This is a genomic window from Kangiella marina, assembly GCF_039541235.1.
GTDB lineage: Bacteria > Pseudomonadota > Gammaproteobacteria > Enterobacterales > Kangiellaceae > Kangiella > Kangiella marina.
This window is the reverse complement of sequence record NZ_BAABFV010000002.1, coordinates 349,251-365,709: the sequence shown is the minus strand read 5'-3', so window position 1 is coordinate 365,709 and position 16,459 is coordinate 349,251. Positions and strand designations below refer to the sequence as shown.

Here is a 16,459-nt window from a genome sequence, read left to right as displayed (position 1 = left end):
ATGACACTAGATTACCAACCCATCTATTACCAAAAAGTGGACTGCCCATTCGGGGCCGCGCATCTTTACGCAACCAATACGCACCTAAAGGCGCTATTGTTTAAGCCGTGGGGAAAAGTTCTCGACTCTGAACTGACCCACCAATCAAACGCGATACTGGAAAACACAAGATCCCAGCTTGCAGAATATTTTCAAGGCCAACGAACTTGCTTCGACATACCACTGCAATCAACCGGCACGGATTTTCAGCAAAAAGTCTGGCGCATACTAACCACTATCCCCTTTGGGCAGACTTGGAACTATGGTCAACTGGCACAAGCTATCGGTAATAAAAATGCTAGCCGAGCTGTGGGTGCTGCCAATGGTAAAAACCCTATTTCCATTATTGTGCCTTGCCATCGCGTTATTGGCGCCAATGGCACTCTGACTGGCTATGCCGGCGGACTCGCAGCCAAAGAATGGTTACTCAAGCATGAAGGCGTGCTATAACTAAGAATCGATACAGCTACAAGGTTAACCATGGCATTCATCGCTGAAACGATTGTATGGCTTTTCGCTCTAGGGCTTATTCTATTTGAGATCATCGTTCTCGTGGATAAATCCAAAGCCATTAGCTTCCTAAACGCTTTTGTTAAAACCCCATGGCACCACTTTCTAGAGCAAACCTTGAGACTGATTGTCGGAGGTGCGATCGTTGTACACGCACCACACATGGCATTTAGCGAATTCTTTGGCATCTTCGGTTGGGTTATTATTATAACCTCCCTCATGCTAGTTGGTTTACCATGGCGCTGGCATCATAATTTCGCCAAAAAAATCATTCCAACCATTATAAAACTGATCCATTTTTACGGTATTCTCTGTCTCGCCCTCGGTATTTTTATCATTTACTGCCTGATCTAGTGTCCTTGTAACCTATTGATTTATATAAGATGTCACCTAAATGTCAGGTGACATCATGACTACTGTCCCGCTTATGACGTGGTATACTCAGCGGTGTATTTTGATAATACAGGCTCACTCGATAGCCACCGCACCACAGCAAGGCGTTGAAGCTTAATTAATCACTTTATTAGGATTGGAAACATGATTGTAAGAAAACTACGATTACGTAACGGATGGTCACAAGAACAACTCGCCGAAATGACAGGACTGAGCGTCCGCACCATTCAGCGTATTGAACGCGGCCAACCCGCCAGCCTTGAAAGTCAAAAAGCCCTCGCCGCTGTGTTTGAAGTGGATATCGCCACGTTTCAACCTCCTGAGTCATCACCAGAAAAACCTCAGGAACAGCAAATCAAGGAGCCCGTAATGAACACAGCCGACAACAACCCAAGCAAGCAAACTGACTCGAAAGAACTGCCTACCGAAGAAGTCTCGAAAGAAGAAGCCGAAGCCATGGAGTACGTCAAAGGCATCAAAGACTTTTACTCACACTTACTGATATACGTCATCTTTTGTGTCATCTTTATTTTCACCGGAAAAATAACAGAAATGTATATCCCATGGGCAGCATGGACATTCGGCCTAATCATGCATGGCCTACAAGCCTTCGAAGTCATCAACATCATCAACATCAACTGGGAAAAGAAGATGGTCGAAAAGCGATTGAAGAAAAAGTTGTAACGCCCCTTTTTCCTCAAAAGCACATATAGGTTGGGTTAGAGGCTTGCCTCGTAACCCAACAAGCTCACATCACATCGATGGGTTACAGCTTACGCTTAACCCATCCTATAAATACCTTCCAAATCAACCGTAGCTTTACTTGCGCTAATGACTTGTTCATGCCTATTATTTGCTCATTGATAGATTAAATACGTAAGTTGAGAAGGAGTTATTATCCGCCCACACCACGTCGCTTGGAGTGTTTGCTTAATCCCTATCATTGCCGCGCATGGGGCGTTTTTTCTTGGGTTATGGGAGGGTGTGGCTAGAGAATGCGTTCCTTATCTTCAAGGTTGCACCTCGATCAGCAGAGCTGCTCGCGAGGGCAATGCCATATTCATATTTCGCGGGCTGATGATGCCAACCGCTGCTTTATTAGTATTTTTTTGGTATCTACAGAGTATCTGGTTAAAACAAATAACCGATAAAACACACCGGTCTATATTTATCCTTGGCAGTATCGGCGCATTGTTTTTAATCCTCTACGTAAACTTCCTCGGTACCGAAGGTGATTTTTACCAATTTATGCGACGCTACGGCATAACCTTCTACTTCGCCCTCACCGTATTAGCACAAATGCTCAGCATCCGAAGCTTACAAAAAGCCAGACAGACATTGGATAGACAATCGCAAAAATACCTAAAAACACAGCTCATCTTAATGATCCTTTATTGGTGCCTTGGTATCGCCAACGTCATCATCAAAGCCACCGGCGTAAGCTGGGCAGATCAGGCTGAAAACATCATCGAATGGCACTTCGCCCTCTATATGTCACTTTACTTCGGCTTAACCGCCATGATGTGGAAACGAAACAACTTTAGCTGGCGGTTTGGAGTTAGTAATTAATCAGAGATGCTCTTTTTAGCTCTTACTTTTTGCGCTAAATAACCAGCTAGTACAATAGATAATGGGTATATCAAAGCCACCCCTAAAGAACCAAAACCCCTATACTCTACTGCATAGTAAATAATATAAATTAATATCAATGCAGCACAGAAAACCTTAACATTATCTACCAAAAACCTAGCGATAATGTATGTGATGATAATAGTGGGAATCGCCTGTGCGGGGATAATCGTCATAACACTCCACAGATAAACACCAAACTTCAAAATTTCTTCTTTCCTGAACCACTCAATATATCCATTGGGAATAGCTAGCGCTGCAGCAATACCAACCGAAGCCACAACAAGATAGTACAAAACAACAGAAGCAACGCATGCGAAAAAAAAGTCTTTAATAATAAACTTCATGCCTAAGTCCCTATATTTATAATATTCTAATAAGATTCAACACGCCTGATTATAAGTAAGATATAACCTAAATCAACATAACAGCCCACATAGCTAGAACTGCTAAGAAGTTAATAGTAAAAATAAGTCCTCTAAAGCGAATATTGTTCGTCAGTATCTGTACAAAACTATGAACCAATCGCCCAGCAACAAACACCCAAGCCAACCAAACCTGCAGAGGCTCAACCACGCCTCCCTGACTCACTAATAGCACGCACACCACATAAAAGAATAACGGCCACTCAAACTGATTCGACAAATTCGCACTAATACGCGGCTCAACCTCAGCCCACGACGCCCTCTTAGACTGAATAAATCCCCATACCGCAGGCGCACGCACCACCGTAAGCAATACATAGAGAAATGCCACCCACAGAACGTGAGCAAGCATTGGGTAAAGTAATAAGTTAGTATCCACTTCATTACCCCTAATATTATTAGTTCACATTAATAATCATCACAATAGTTCGGAATAGACTTTCGTCTGCAATAATTGAAGCTATCAAAAAACCAATAACTAAGGCGAGCATATAAATTTTATAATTTCTTAAAAGGATAACTGACAAAAGTCATAGACAATCACCAAGTTTCTTTTACAAACTTAAATGCATCTTCAATTAGCTGATAAGCTTCTGTGCTTTGATTGCCTATTTGTCTTTCGCTTCTTATAAGAATGTTATAGTTTGCATTTGTTAACGGAATATTAGAAGTGCCAAAGAGAAACCTTAATGCTTCAACATTAAAATTTCTATTTCGCATAATAGAACCTAAAAGCGATTTTACAGAAAGTTCAGTAACTTTTGAAAAGTCTGTATTTTTAATTAAAAATTTATAAGTTTCTAAATTATCATTTCTAATGGCTAAAGTAGCAGCAATATTACCAAAATCATCAGAAGCATTTGGAGAGGCACCAAGCTCAACTAGTTTTTGTACAACTGTCATCATCCCTTGCTGCGAAGCAGTTAATAAAAGCGACATCCCGTAATCAAAAGTATAGTTAGGGTCTTCAATATATTCTGATAATAATATGGCATGCTTTTCCTTTCCTATACCAATAAAAAACCACATCGTTTTCTCATAAGCGTAAGCGCCAGAAGGCGGATTAAAGTAATCAAGCCACAGCTTGAAAGCTTCCCGGCTACCATGAAAAGCTAATGTGCCAATGGGATTCTTCTTTTCCTTTCTGAATGTATCTACGATGCCTGAGTCAATATAAATTTTAAGCGCTTCTAGATCATCTCTTTTAATTGCTCGTTCGAATGACTCGATAGTACTAGAGTAACCAAGTTTTTCTAACGTCCTTTCTGATTCCTTAGCGTCTAATACTCCGGCGTAAAGAAATAAAAAGATAACAAGCATATAGCTCTTCATTTGCTTTTCCTTTTCAGTAATTAATACTCCACCTTCGCCTCAACACATCCCGGTATATGCTTCAATGCGAACACCAGTGCGTCGGCTGGCTGCACCGCCCACTCTGGGGCAAGCTTATAGTCCGCGGATAACTTGGCTTGCTGATACTGTAAGTTGACCACGACTGGACAACTTCCATCTTTGTGCTGATTAAGCTTTTCATGCAACTCGGTCATGGTGTCTGGGCCAATAATGGTATCGGAAACGGTTATGACGATTTTTTTGCAGTACTGCTCACGGGCTTGCTCAAAGGATAGGACGCTGTTGGCGCTAACACTTGTGCCACCAGAATAATCATCATGGCGGGCTTCACCATCAATCACTACCACGCTGTCTTTGGTTAGTACGTCTCGATAACGCTCAAAAGTCTCAGCGTATACAGTAACATCACATCTGCCCGATTTATCGTCGATAGTCAAAATGCCCATCTTGTCACCGCGCTTCGTCGTCATCACGCGCATAGCAATGATCAGGCCCGCAACTCTCGCTGTTCGGCCTCGCCCTGTGGGTTGTAAATCACGTAGGCGAGTCACGCTCATCTGCTGAATTTCTGGCACGTAGCGGTCAATCGGATGGCCTGTTAAATAGAGGCCTAGTGTGTCCTTTTCGCCCTGTAACACCTGCTCGTCAGTCCATGGGCGAACGCGTACATACTGATGCTGCTCGCTGGCCGTTGTCGCGACAACACTACCAAACAAGTCGTCTTGCCCGACTTCTTGGCTTTTATTGAATTGTTCAGCGGCTTTAATCGCTTCGTCAAGCGACGCCATCAATGTGGCACGGTTTGGCCCCAGCTGATCCAAGGCACCCGCACGAATAAGAGATTCTAAAACACGACGATTAGCTTTTTTCAGATCGACGCGACTACAGAAGTCGAATAGATCGTCATAAGGACCGTTGGCCTCACGCTCGTTAACGATGCTTTCAATTGCGCCTTCACCAACACCTTTAATCGCGCCGATACCATAAACGATACGCCCTTCTTCATCGACGGAGAAGCGGTACTGTCCTTTGTTGACGTCGGGTGGCGTAATGGTGATACCTTGCATTTCGGCATCTTCCACATAAGTCACCACCTTATCAGTGTTATCCATATCCGACGACATTACAGCCGCCATGAAGGAAGCTGGATGGTGCGTTTTAAGCCACGCTGTTTGGTAAGCGACAAGTGCATAAGCGGCTGAGTGCGACTTGTTAAAACCGTAGCCTGCGAATTTTTCAACCAAGTCAAAAATCTTCATGGCTAAGTCGCCATCGACACCATTTCTCTCAGCGCCTTCTTTAAAGATGCTACGCTGCTTCTCCATCTCCTCAGCTTTTTTCTTACCCATCGCACGACGCAAAATATCCGCGCCGCCCAGCGAGTAACCCGCTAAGACCTGCGCAATCTGCATTACCTGCTCCTGGTAGAGAATAATGCCATACGTCGGTTCAAGCGTGTCTTGTAGCCACTCGTGCTGATAATCCGGATGAGGATAAGAGACTTTATCCAAACCGTGCTTACGTCGAATAAAGTCATCAACCATGCCCGACTGAAGTGGGCCGGGACGGAACAAAGCCACCAAAGCGATAATATCTTCAAAACGGTTCGGCTTTAATCGCTTAATCAAATCTTTCATGCCGCGAGATTCCAGCTGGAAAACCGCGGTAGTATTAGCCGACTGCAATAACTTAAAGACTTCTGGATCTTCAGTATCGATCTTAGTAATGTCGACCGGCGCTTCGCCTCTTTTCTGTAAAATCGAATTGGTCGTTTCCAGCGCCCAGTCGATAATAGTCAGCGTTCGCAAACCCAGGAAGTCAAACTTAACAAGGCCTGCGCTTTCAACATCATCCTTATCAAACTGGGTAACGACGTTAGCTCCGGTTTCATCACAATACAGTGGCGCAAACTCTTCCAAGTCAGCTGGCGCAATGACCACACCACCGGCGTGCTTACCAGCGTTACGCTTGACGCCTTCTAACTTACGCGCCAAATCCCAAACTTCACGGAAGTCTTCGTCTTCCTCGTACATCCGTGGCAGTTCAGGCTCTTGCTCGTAGGCCTTTTCCAGCGTCATACCGACTTCAAACGGAATAAGCTTGGCGATCTTATCGACAAACCCATAAGGATGACTTAATACACGCCCCACATCTCGAATCACCGCTTTCGCCGCCATGGTACCGAACGTAATAATCTGCGATACACTGTTACGGCCGTAGCGCTCTGCCACATAATCAATCACACGATCACGCCCTTCCATACAGAAGTCGACGTCAAAGTCAGGCATCGAAACCCGCTCTGGATTCAAGAATCTCTCAAAAAGGAGGTCGAATTCGAGCGGATCAAGGTCAGTAATTTTCATCGCGTACGCGACTAATGAGCCCGCACCAGAACCACGACCGGGGCCTACTGGCACACCGTTATCTTTTGACCACTGAATAAAGTCACCAACGATCAAAAAGTATCCGGGGAAGCCCATAGAGTTAATGACGTCTAATTCAATTTGTAGGCGCTCATCATAGGGCTTACGGATTTCAGCGAAATTATCCGCGTTGCGATCATATAAATGATCCAGTCGTTCTTCTAAGCCATCCTTTGATACTTGCTCAAAATACTGATCAATGGTCAAGCCATCAGGGATTGGGAACTCCGGTAAGAAATACTCTCCAAGGCGTAAGTCCATGTTACATCGCTTAGCAATTTCCACCGTGTTTTCAATCGCTTCTGGAATATCATCAAAGAGCTCAACCATCTCATCTTCAGTGCGGAGATATTGCTGCTCCGAGTAATCCCGGGGACGTCTCGGATCGGCAAGCACACGACCTTGGTTAATGCATACTCGAGCTTCGTGAGCGTCGAAGTCTTCTTTTAATAAAAAGCGGACATCATTGGTCGCAACAACTGGCGTACTGGAGCCTTGGGCTAAACCAATGACTTGATGAATATATTCGTTTTCGTAGGGGCGCCCCGTTCTTTGTAACTCTAAGTAGAAACGATTCGAGAAGTGGTGGTTCCAAAAACCTAGGAATTCAGCTGCCTTGTCCATTTTTCCAGCTAAGACGGCTTTACCGATATCCCCTTCTTTCGCTCCAGAAAGAATGATGAGACCGCCATTCAACTCAGCCAGCCATTCTTTCTTAACTAGCGGCAAACCTCGTTGTTGGTTCTTTAAATAGGCACGCGAAATGATGTACTTAAGGTTTAAGTATCCGTCGGTGTTCATGCACAGAGCAGTTACCCGAAAGTAACTATCTTCGTCTTCTGGATCTTCGACTAATAGATCAGCGCCAGCAATCGGCTTAACCCCAGACTTAACCGCTGTGGAGTAAAACTTAACCAAGCCACACATGTTCATTTGATCCGTCATGGCGATCGCCGGAACCTGACGCTCAACACAGTCAGCTAGCAGAGGCTTTACCCTGACTAAGCTATCCACCATAGAGTATTCAGTATGAACTTTTAAATGAACAAAGCGAGGTGCCATAGTTAACGTGCCGTCATTATTGTTGTGCAACTTTAAGTCGTTATCGTAAGTCTTGGTTTATACAGACTTACTCATTATAAGGAGGTCATCGCTGCATTGCAGTAATATTCTTACAGAGCGTGTCTCAAAATGAACATGAGTTGATCTCAGTCCATTTCGATGATCATAAATTCAGCTGCTGTTGTACTGGAGCGTAGGATTTTCTGTGGATGTCCGTAATCCCCAGCTTAATAATAGCTTCTCGGTGCTGCTTGGTTGGGTAGCCCTTGTGCTTGGCAAAACCGTAACCCGGGTATTTTTCTTCCATCTCAACCATTTCATTGTCGCGCGCCACCTTCGCCAAGATAGACGCCGCACTGATCGCAGGCTCTTTACTGTCGCCCTTGATTATGGCCTCCATGGCGCAGTCCAACTTAGGACAATGGTTGCCATCAATCAGCGCTAACTCAGGTTGGTGCGAGAGACTTTCAACACTCCGTTTCATGGCCAACAAGCTGGCCTGTAAGATGTTGATTTTATCAATCTCTTCGACATCAGCTCGGCAAATCGACCAAGCCAATGCTTTTTCTTTAATCTCTAGTGCCAGTGATTCACGGCGCTTTTCTGTGAGTTTTTTTGAATCAGCCAAACCTTCAATAGGCTTGCTTGGATCAAGAATAACCGCGGCTGCGACTACTGGCCCAGCTAATGGCCCGCGGCCAACCTCATCAACTCCGGCGACCAGTAAAGGTCTCTGATTCAAGGAGTTATCCATTCTCGAGTACCCCCTGCTGTCTAATACCGTTTTCTGACCACCAGTGCTCAATCGAGTTAGCGGCGTACACGTTGGCATCTTTTTTCAACGCTTGGTGCCACTCTAGAAACGCTTGGTGAACTTCCTGCCAGCGCTGGCCGCCATTATTGTCTTTATCTCCTATCCAGGCTCGAACTTCAGCAAAGAGATTATCGGGCGTACAGTCTTCTTGAATTAACTCAGGCAATAACAGTTTTTTCGACAATAGGTTAGGAATGGCAAAAGTGTCGATAGCAAGCAACCTCTTAAACACTCGATAACTGATAGGGCCGACTTTATAAGCCACCACCGTTGGTCGCTTTATTAGCATAGCCTCTAACGTTGCTGTTCCGGAAGCCATCACAATGTAATCCGCCGCTGCCATAACCGTCCGCGACTGACCATCCACTAATGTGATAGGCGGTAACCCTCCATGCTTAGCCTCGGCCTCAGTAAGCTGACTTTGAAACTGCACTCGACGTTTGTTATTCGCCATTGGCGCAACAAAACGGAGCTTAGGGAAAAACTGCTTGAGTAATACGGCTGCATCAATGAAGTCAGGCCCTAACAGCTTCATCTCAGAGCCTCGACTGCCCGGCATCAAACATATCAATGAACCGTCAGGTTCGATACCTAAAGCCTCTCTGGCAACCTGTTTATCTGATTCAAGTGGCACGTCATCGGCTAGTGGGTGCCCCACGCAAAAGTTATCAATGGCATGGTGCTGATAAATCTTTTGCTCGAAAGGAAAGAGGCACAACATTAAATCAACCGCTTTCTTTATTTTATGGATACGCTTAGGACGCCATGCCCAAACTGAAGGACTGACGTAATGCACCGTTCTGATGCCGTTACGCTTCAACTTTTGCTCTAAGCCAATATTAAACTCGGGGGCATCAATACCGATAAACAAATCAGGCTTGGTATCAATCCAATAACGAGCCAAATCTGCACGCATTTTCAGCAATTCTGGTAGTTTTTTTAGGATTGGCATCAGCCCCATGACCGATAAAGACTCCATGGGGTAAAGGCTCGCGCAGCCTTCTTTCTGCATTAAAGGGCCAGCGATACCTTCAAAAACGGCATTAGGATACTTTTTTCTTAACTCAGAAATTAGGCCTGCACCTAGAATATCGCCGGAGGCTTCTCCGGCGACAATAGCAATGCGTTGAATGGGTTTCACAGAAGACATCGAGTGGGCTTATCTCAAAATGCCACGCTCAACGGACTCTAAAAATTCAATAAGATAGTCGACACTCTCATCATCAAGCTGCGACATTTCAGCAATCGCTTCGTCAATCTTCAAGGACTTACGATAAAGCAATCGGTACGCTTTTTTTAGAGTACTAATGGTCTCAGCTGAAAAACCGCGGCGCTTTAAACCTTCTGCATTCAAACCATAAGGAGCGTTCTCAGCGACCAAGACAAATGGCGGAATATCTTTACTGATTGCGCAGTCCATCCCCACAAAAGCATGAGCACCAATTTTGCAGAACTGATGGATTTTAGCGAAGCCAGATAGAATAACAAAGTCACCAACTTTTACGTGACCGGCTAAGGTCGCGTTGTTGGACATGATAATGTTATCGCCCAAGTTACAGTCATGCGCGATATGGGTGTACGCCATAAACCAACCACCGTCTCCAATACGGGTTTCGCCCCTATCTTGAACAGTGCCACGGTGTACCGTACAGCATTCGCGAAAAACGTTACCGTCACCAATAATGGTTTTCGTTGGCTCCCCAGAATACTTCTTATCTTGATTCTCTTCACCGATAGAAGAAAATTGATAAAAGCGGTTATTTTTACCTATCTCCGTATAAGAGCCAATAACAACATGAGGTCCAACAACCGTTCCTTCTCCAATCGAGCTATGAGCCCCGATAATAGAGTATGGGCCAATCTCAACGTTATCCGCAATGGTTGCGGTTGGGTCAATAATAGCGGTTTGATGAATCACTCTTTATCCTTACGATATGTCTTTTCTTGCACACATTAAATCAGCTGAACACACGACTTTACCGTCTACGGTTGCCGTGGCTTTAAATTTCCACATATCACGTTTGCGCTTAACAACTTCAACTTCCATCAATAACTGATCGCCTGGCTCAACGGGCTTTTTAAAACGAGCATTATCAATACCAACAAAGTAGTACAACGACTCTTCACTAGGCAAATCCTCGGTCGTTTTAAATGCCAAAATCCCGGTTGCTTGTGCCATAGCCTCTAGCATCAAGACTCCTGGGAATACTGGGCGATGAGGGAAGTGACCTGGAAAAAAAGGCTCATTAACAGTTACGTTTTTAATGGCTGTTAATCTCTCACCTGCGGTGTAATCAAGTACACGGTCAATTAATAAGAAAGGATAGCGATGAGGCAAGTGCTTCATCACTTCGTAAATGTCCATGCTGCTCATTTCTTTAGACTGGTTGTCATTACTCATTGTCAATATCTCTGTCTTTATTCAACTGAAGCATCTGCTTTTCGAGCTGCTTCATTTTGCGCCACATCGAATCCAATTGGCGGAACCGTATCGCGCTTTTTTGCCACTCTTTATTATCTTGGAACGTGGTGCCTGATGAGTAGGCTCCAGGTTTAGTAATTGATTTATTTACAAATGTTGTCGCCGTAATATGCGCTTTGTCACAAACACTCAAGTGCCCCAAAATGCTCACTCGGCCTGCAATTGTACAATATTTCCCTATAACAGCACTACCGGCAATCGCGGTACATCCTGCAACAGCAGTGTAATCACCAATCTGCACATTATGGGCCACATGAATGTGATTATCCAGTTTCACACCTTTACCAATGATAGTGTCTTCCAGCGCGCCTCTGTCGATGGCTGTGTGGGCGCCGATTTCAACATCGTCTCCAATAGCCACACCGCCGACCTGCGGGATTTTGACCCAGGCTCCCTGATCATTCGCATAGCCAAAGCCATCAGAGCCTATGACCACGTTAGCGTGGATAATACAGTTTCTGCCTAGGGTCACACCATGATACAGCACTGTATTTGGATAAATGCGGCTATCAGCCCCAATAATGCTGTTATTCCCGACAGATACGCCAGATTCAATAACAACATTGTCGCCAATTTGAACACCCGTACCGATAACAACGTTTGGCCCAATGGAGACACTCTCACCAAGTAAGGCATCATCAGCAATGACTGCTGATGCATGTATCTGCGGTTCAGGCACCGGCGTGGTATCGAAAATCTGCGCAGCCTTAGCAAAACCGAGGTAAGGATTAGCCATCACCAAGAAGTTACCCTCGGCTTCTTTTGCGACGTCAGGTGTTACAATTAAAGCGCCCGCTTTGCACTCATCAATTCGAGCTATATATTTGGGTTCGTTAATAAAGCTAATGTGATTTTTTTTCGCCTTATCTAACGGCAAAACCGCAGTAATGGTTAACTGCGGCTCTCCTTGTAGCTCAGCATCAATTAACTGAGCTAACTCTTGAAGTGTTTTTTCCAAAACAACTCCTTATACGTTATGACTATTTAGTCATTTGCTGAAGTACTTGGTCCGAAACGTCTTTTACTTTAGCACCCATGTAAGGAACTGCACGACGATCAATTAACATATCATAACCGCCTTGTTTCGATACAGCTTCAACAGCTTGCTGAAGTTTTTGACCAACTTTTCGCATTTCTTCTTGAGTACGACGCTGAAAGTCTTCTTTGTAAGCATCTTCTTTCAATTTAAAGTCAGAGGCACGCTTCTTCAAATCACGCTCTGCCTGAGTGCGTTGAGACTCAGACATAGTTTGAGCATTATTTACATAATTTGTACGATCATCTTCTAACTTTTTAAATTCTCTTTCAAGCTGCCCTTTGCGTCCTTCAAATTCTTTGCTCAACGTTTCTTTGACAGTATCACGCTCTGGACTTTTAGCCATGATGTAGTTTGTATCGATCACAGCGATGTTCATCTCTGCATTTGCTAAGGCAGGAATCATTAAAGCACTCAATAAAAATGTAAAAACTAATTTTTTCAAAATAAATCTCCAATTAATTAAAATGTCTTACCAATATTGAAGGTAAAGGTTTCGGTATCATCAAACGCCTCGCTTTTAATCGGGCGCGATAAACTAAACTGTAGTGGAGCAAATGGAGAATACCATTGCAACGATATACCATAAGAGGCTCTGTAGTTATCAGCATCACTGAAGTCAGGAACCGTACTAAATCGACTGTTCGGACTAATTTCTAAGTTTTCAAATCTGCTACGGTCAAATTCAGTATCCCATACATTACCTGCATCAACAAAGAAACTTGTTCTCACATTTGAGCTATCCTCAATAAATGGTGTAGGGAAAATAAGCTCAAATGAGGTAATAAACTTTGCATTACCGCCTATTGAATATGGGGTAATAGCTATACGGTCATTTTCTTCTGGCAAGAATACTGTCGTCCCTCCGCTACCAGGAATTGTTCCTGGAACATCAACCGATGTTCTTATTCTTTGAATATCTCTAGGCCCTACAGAGTTTCCTTCAAACCCACGTAAAGAGCTGCTTCCACCTGCATAAAAGTTGGTGAAATATGGTAATGATGGGGTATCACCTAAACCATCACCATAAGCTAAGTTACCACGCCAAGAAAAAATCCATTCTCGTTCATTACTCAATGGGAAATAATAGCCGAAGTCGTAAGTCGCTTTATAGAACTCTAAGTCACCAACCTCTGTTCCAACCTCTAGTCGCCAATTGTGGTCAACCCCTTTTGAAGGGAAAATAGCTCTATTTAAGCTGTTGTATCTATAACCTAAATTGACTGAAAAAATGTCAAAATCAACTTCAGAGTCTGTTCTTGAGTTAGCGCCAAGCAAACTGAAAAAGTCTATGACTCTTTGCGAGCTAGTCACTGGTGAAGTCAGGCTATTTTGAGATACTTTAGCACCTGCACTAAAGTTTGCAAATTCACTGGTGGGGAAATAAAGCGTTGTCCCAAAAGCCAAAGTGTCTAAGCTTTGACCAATAAGGTTTAGCTTTCCGTAGTCCGTTTCACTAAAGTTAAGAGTTGTATTTAGCCCTATACCGCTTTGAGTAAAATACCTATCCGTATAACTTATATTTGCACTTTTAATCGCCTTATTAGTATTCAATCCAATAGAGGCTGAGTTGCCAGTTCCCAAAAAGTTCTGATGCGATAGCTCACCATTAATGCTCAAGCCATAAAAGTCATTGTAGCCAAAACCACCACTGATTTGCGCAGCATTTCGTTCTTTAATATCGAAGTTAACGTCAGCTCTATCTGTAGTACCTTCCTTTTTAACAGTATCGACCTTTACTTCCTCAATAAAAGGCAAGCGCTGTAAACGTAACTTAGAACGTTCTACCTGCGCAGAAGACAAGGCTCCGCCCTCTTGAACGCGCACTTCTCTACGTAAAACATTTTCATCAGTACTAACATTACCTTTAAAGGTTACATTATCAACGTAAAAACGCTCCCCAGGCTCCAGTAAGACAGTCAGCTTAGCTTCTGCGGTATCCTCATCAACCTCAGGAATAGTTCTTACCTCAGCAAACGCATAGCCATAAAAACCTAATAATTGCTTGATCTGCTCTTCCGCAAATGTCATGGCTGCAGCAGAATAAACATCACCACTTTTCAAAGGGATTAAGTTACGTATCACTTCTTCATCAATAATGAAGTCACCCAAAATTTCTATTTCTGAGACATTATAAATTTCACCTTCGGTCATACCAATAGTGATATAAATATCTTCGGCATCTTCTGACAAAGAAATACTGGTGGAATCTACATTAAACTTTAAATATCCCCGATCTTTGTAAAAAGACGTTAAGGTTTCTAAGTCTTTTTCAAGAGTAGTGCTAGAGTATTTGTCCTCATCGGTTATCGAAGAGAAAAAACCACCGGTAGTCAACTGGAACTGCGAAGTCAGCTCCTGATCGTCATAGACATTGTTGCCAATTAAGTTAAACTCTTTAATCCGAGCAGCACCACCTTCCTTGATATCAATACGCAACTGAATTCTATTGCGAGATAATTCAACAATCTTCTTATCAACATTTAGGTGATAATGACCATTTGAAAAGTACTGACTGGAAATTTCTTGCTCAATCTTGTCTAAAACGAAGCTGTCTAACACTTCGCCTTTCGCAATACCTGCACCCTTCATCCCTTCTAATAACTGTTCAGTTTTCAGTACCTTGTTACCTTGGAGAATGATGTCAGAGATAATAGGGCGCTCGACAACAACAACTTTAAGTACATCACCGTCTTTTTCTAGCTTTACAAAATCAAAGTTGCCTGAGCGATAAACAGCGCGAATAATTGACGGTGCCCGAGCATCATCAATAGTCTCACCAACACGAATCGGTAAGTCTGTAAAAAATGTACCTAGGGAAACACGTTGCAATCCTTCTACTTGGATATCCTTAACTACAAAGGGCTCTATGGCCTGAGCTTTGGAAAATAATCCCGCTAAAACTAATGCAGTTACCGTTTTTCTTATCAAATGCATCTAATCTTGTCTCTATTGGTTTAATCGGTCTATGTCAAAAAATAGCGCTACAGCCATTAACGTAAGCAATAATATGATGCCAACACGCATCCCAAGTTCCATAATTCTTTCAGAAACTGGTTTTCCACGTACCAACTCGGCTAAATAATACATCAGATGCCCACCATCGAGCATGGGGATAGGGAGTAGATTAACGAAGCCTAAGTTGACGCTTATCATAGCGAGATAAAGCAAGAATGCAACCATACCCGCTTGAGCGGTTTGCCCCGCCCCTTGGGCAATACCAACAGGGCCTCCAAGGTTTTTAATGGAAAGCTTGCCGGTAACCAATTTGCCAAGGAAGCTAGTGATCCGCTCCACCATTTGCCAGGTTTCTTGAGAGCCTTTACCAATCGCCTCAAAAAAGCCGTAGTGAATGGTGTTAAAGCTCTGGAAACCAGCCCCAATGCCTATAACTCCGACATCGCTCGTCCCCTCTCTAGCCTCAGGAGTGATGCTGAGTGTTGTCGTCACCCCCTCTCTTAACACAGTAACCTCTAGCGATTGGTTTGCGCCACCAGCAATAATACTGCCCATCGTGCTCCAATACGGCGTCTCTTGGCCATTAATGCTCACGATGCGGTCGCCTTCTCTGATACCCGCCTCGTCCGCTGGCATACCGTCCACCACCGTTCCGACCAAGGCCGGGCCATCAAACGGACCAAAGTCCACCCCCAGCGCCTTAAAAAGGTTTTTCTGTTCTTCTGGCTCTTGCCACTCACGAATATCTATGGTCACTGTCTTCGGCTCTTGACCAACCGGCTGAACTAAAACGTCAAGCTGCTTGTCATCACCAATATGATCAAGCAAAGCAAATAGTGTGTCTTGCGTGCTATTGACTCGCTGCCCGCCAACTTCCAGCACTTCACTTTTTGCAGGAAAGTTCGCTTTTGCAGCCGGGGTATCAGGATAGACCTCGCTCACAAAGGGCTTACTAACCGCAATGCCGAGCATAAAGACGAAGGCATATATCAGAATCGCCAAAAGAAAGTTTGCCATGGGTCCAGCTAAAACGATTAAGATTCGCTTCCATACTGGTTGACGATTAAAGGCATACGGCAAGTCAGCCTCGTCGACAGAACCTTCTCGCTCATCGACGAACTTGACATATCCCCCGAGTGGAATAGGAGCAATACAGAACTCTGTGCCCTGTTTATTGAAGCGACTCCAAATCGGTTTACCGAAACCGACGGAAAAGCGCAACGCTTTAACGCCAAGCTTCTTAGCCACCCAGTAATGCCCCCACTCATGGAAGGTCACCAGAACGCCTAATAATATTAATAAACCAAAGAGACTCCAAAGAGCTGTGAGCACGCC

At 44.0% G+C, this 16,459-nt stretch carries 16 protein-coding genes; 4 read left to right on the top strand and 12 right to left on the bottom strand.

Annotated features, from left to right (window positions below; translation table 11 throughout):
• The 4 genes from ABD943_RS09875 (at position 1) to ABD943_RS09860 (ending at position 2,511) form a co-directional block, all read left to right on the top strand.
• On the top strand, positions 1-489 hold the full coding sequence (locus ABD943_RS09875; protein WP_345293024.1) for a methylated-DNA--[protein]-cysteine S-methyltransferase: 489 nt from the start codon (positions 1-3) through the stop codon (positions 487-489).
• Between the two features lie 30 nt (positions 490-519).
• A complete protein-coding gene (locus tag ABD943_RS09870) occupies positions 520-903 on the top strand; it encodes a hypothetical protein (protein ID WP_345293023.1) in 384 nt (127 codons plus the stop codon).
• Between the two features lie 183 nt (positions 904-1,086).
• Positions 1,087-1,626, top strand: a complete 540-nt coding sequence (locus ABD943_RS09865; RefSeq protein WP_345293022.1) for a 2TM domain-containing protein — start codon at positions 1,087-1,089, stop codon at positions 1,624-1,626.
• Between the two features lie 300 nt (positions 1,627-1,926).
• The gene (locus tag ABD943_RS09860; protein WP_345293021.1) at positions 1,927-2,511 is read left to right on the top strand and encodes a hypothetical protein; all 585 of its coding nucleotides are present in this window, start codon (positions 1,927-1,929) and stop codon (positions 2,509-2,511) included.
• Here the strand turns inward: ABD943_RS09860 and ABD943_RS09855 are convergent.
• The 12 genes from ABD943_RS09855 to rseP form a co-directional block, all read right to left on the bottom strand.
• Positions 2,508-2,918, bottom strand: a complete 411-nt coding sequence (locus tag ABD943_RS09855; RefSeq protein ID WP_345293020.1) for a hypothetical protein — start codon at positions 2,916-2,918, stop codon at positions 2,508-2,510. The genes ABD943_RS09860 and ABD943_RS09855 overlap by 4 nt on opposite strands.
• Before the next feature lie 67 nt (positions 2,919-2,985).
• The gene (locus tag ABD943_RS09850) at positions 2,986-3,375 is read right to left on the bottom strand and encodes an MAPEG family protein (RefSeq protein WP_345293019.1); all 390 of its coding nucleotides are present in this window, start codon (positions 3,373-3,375) and stop codon (positions 2,986-2,988) included.
• A gap of 161 nt (positions 3,376-3,536) precedes the next feature.
• Complete coding sequence (locus ABD943_RS09845) at positions 3,537-4,328, bottom strand: ankyrin repeat domain-containing protein (RefSeq protein WP_345293018.1); 792 nt, start codon at positions 4,326-4,328, stop codon at positions 3,537-3,539.
• A gap of 20 nt (positions 4,329-4,348) precedes the next feature.
• Positions 4,349-7,834: a DNA polymerase III subunit alpha gene (gene dnaE, locus ABD943_RS09840; protein ID WP_345293017.1), complete on the bottom strand. Its 3,486-nt coding sequence runs from the start codon at positions 7,832-7,834 to the stop codon at positions 4,349-4,351.
• 163 nt (positions 7,835-7,997) lie between these two features.
• A complete protein-coding gene (rnhB, locus tag ABD943_RS09835) occupies positions 7,998-8,588 on the bottom strand; it encodes a ribonuclease HII (RefSeq protein WP_345293016.1) in 591 nt (196 codons plus the stop codon).
• Entirely contained in the window at positions 8,581-9,798 is a 1,218-nt protein-coding gene (gene lpxB, locus ABD943_RS09830; RefSeq protein ID WP_345293015.1) for a lipid-A-disaccharide synthase, read from the bottom strand. The genes rnhB and lpxB overlap by 8 nt, the downstream gene beginning before the upstream one ends.
• 9 nt (positions 9,799-9,807) lie before the next feature.
• Complete coding sequence (lpxA, locus tag ABD943_RS09825) at positions 9,808-10,566, bottom strand: acyl-ACP--UDP-N-acetylglucosamine O-acyltransferase (RefSeq protein ID WP_345293014.1); 759 nt, start codon at positions 10,564-10,566, stop codon at positions 9,808-9,810.
• 9 nt (positions 10,567-10,575) lie between these two features.
• Positions 10,576-11,049 carry a 3-hydroxyacyl-ACP dehydratase FabZ gene (gene fabZ, locus ABD943_RS09820; protein ID WP_345293013.1) on the bottom strand — a complete coding sequence of 158 codons (474 nt, stop codon included), beginning with the start codon at positions 11,047-11,049 and terminating at the stop codon, positions 10,576-10,578.
• Positions 11,042-12,088: a UDP-3-O-(3-hydroxymyristoyl)glucosamine N-acyltransferase gene (gene lpxD / locus ABD943_RS09815; protein WP_345293012.1), complete on the bottom strand. Its 1,047-nt coding sequence runs from the start codon at positions 12,086-12,088 to the stop codon at positions 11,042-11,044. Before lpxD ends, fabZ begins: the two co-directional genes overlap by 8 nt.
• 22 nt (positions 12,089-12,110) lie before the next feature.
• Entirely contained in the window at positions 12,111-12,611 is a 501-nt protein-coding gene (locus ABD943_RS09810; RefSeq protein WP_345293011.1) for an OmpH/Skp family outer membrane protein, read from the bottom strand.
• Between the two features lie 17 nt (positions 12,612-12,628).
• Positions 12,629-15,103 (bottom strand): outer membrane protein assembly factor BamA, encoded by a 2,475-nt coding sequence (bamA, locus tag ABD943_RS09805; RefSeq protein WP_345293010.1) that lies wholly within the window; start codon positions 15,101-15,103, stop codon positions 12,629-12,631.
• A 12-nt stretch (positions 15,104-15,115) separates the two neighbouring features.
• Positions 15,116-16,456: an RIP metalloprotease RseP gene (gene rseP, locus ABD943_RS09800; protein ID WP_345293009.1), complete on the bottom strand. Its 1,341-nt coding sequence runs from the start codon at positions 16,454-16,456 to the stop codon at positions 15,116-15,118.
• Positions 16,457-16,459: the final 3 nt, after the last annotated feature.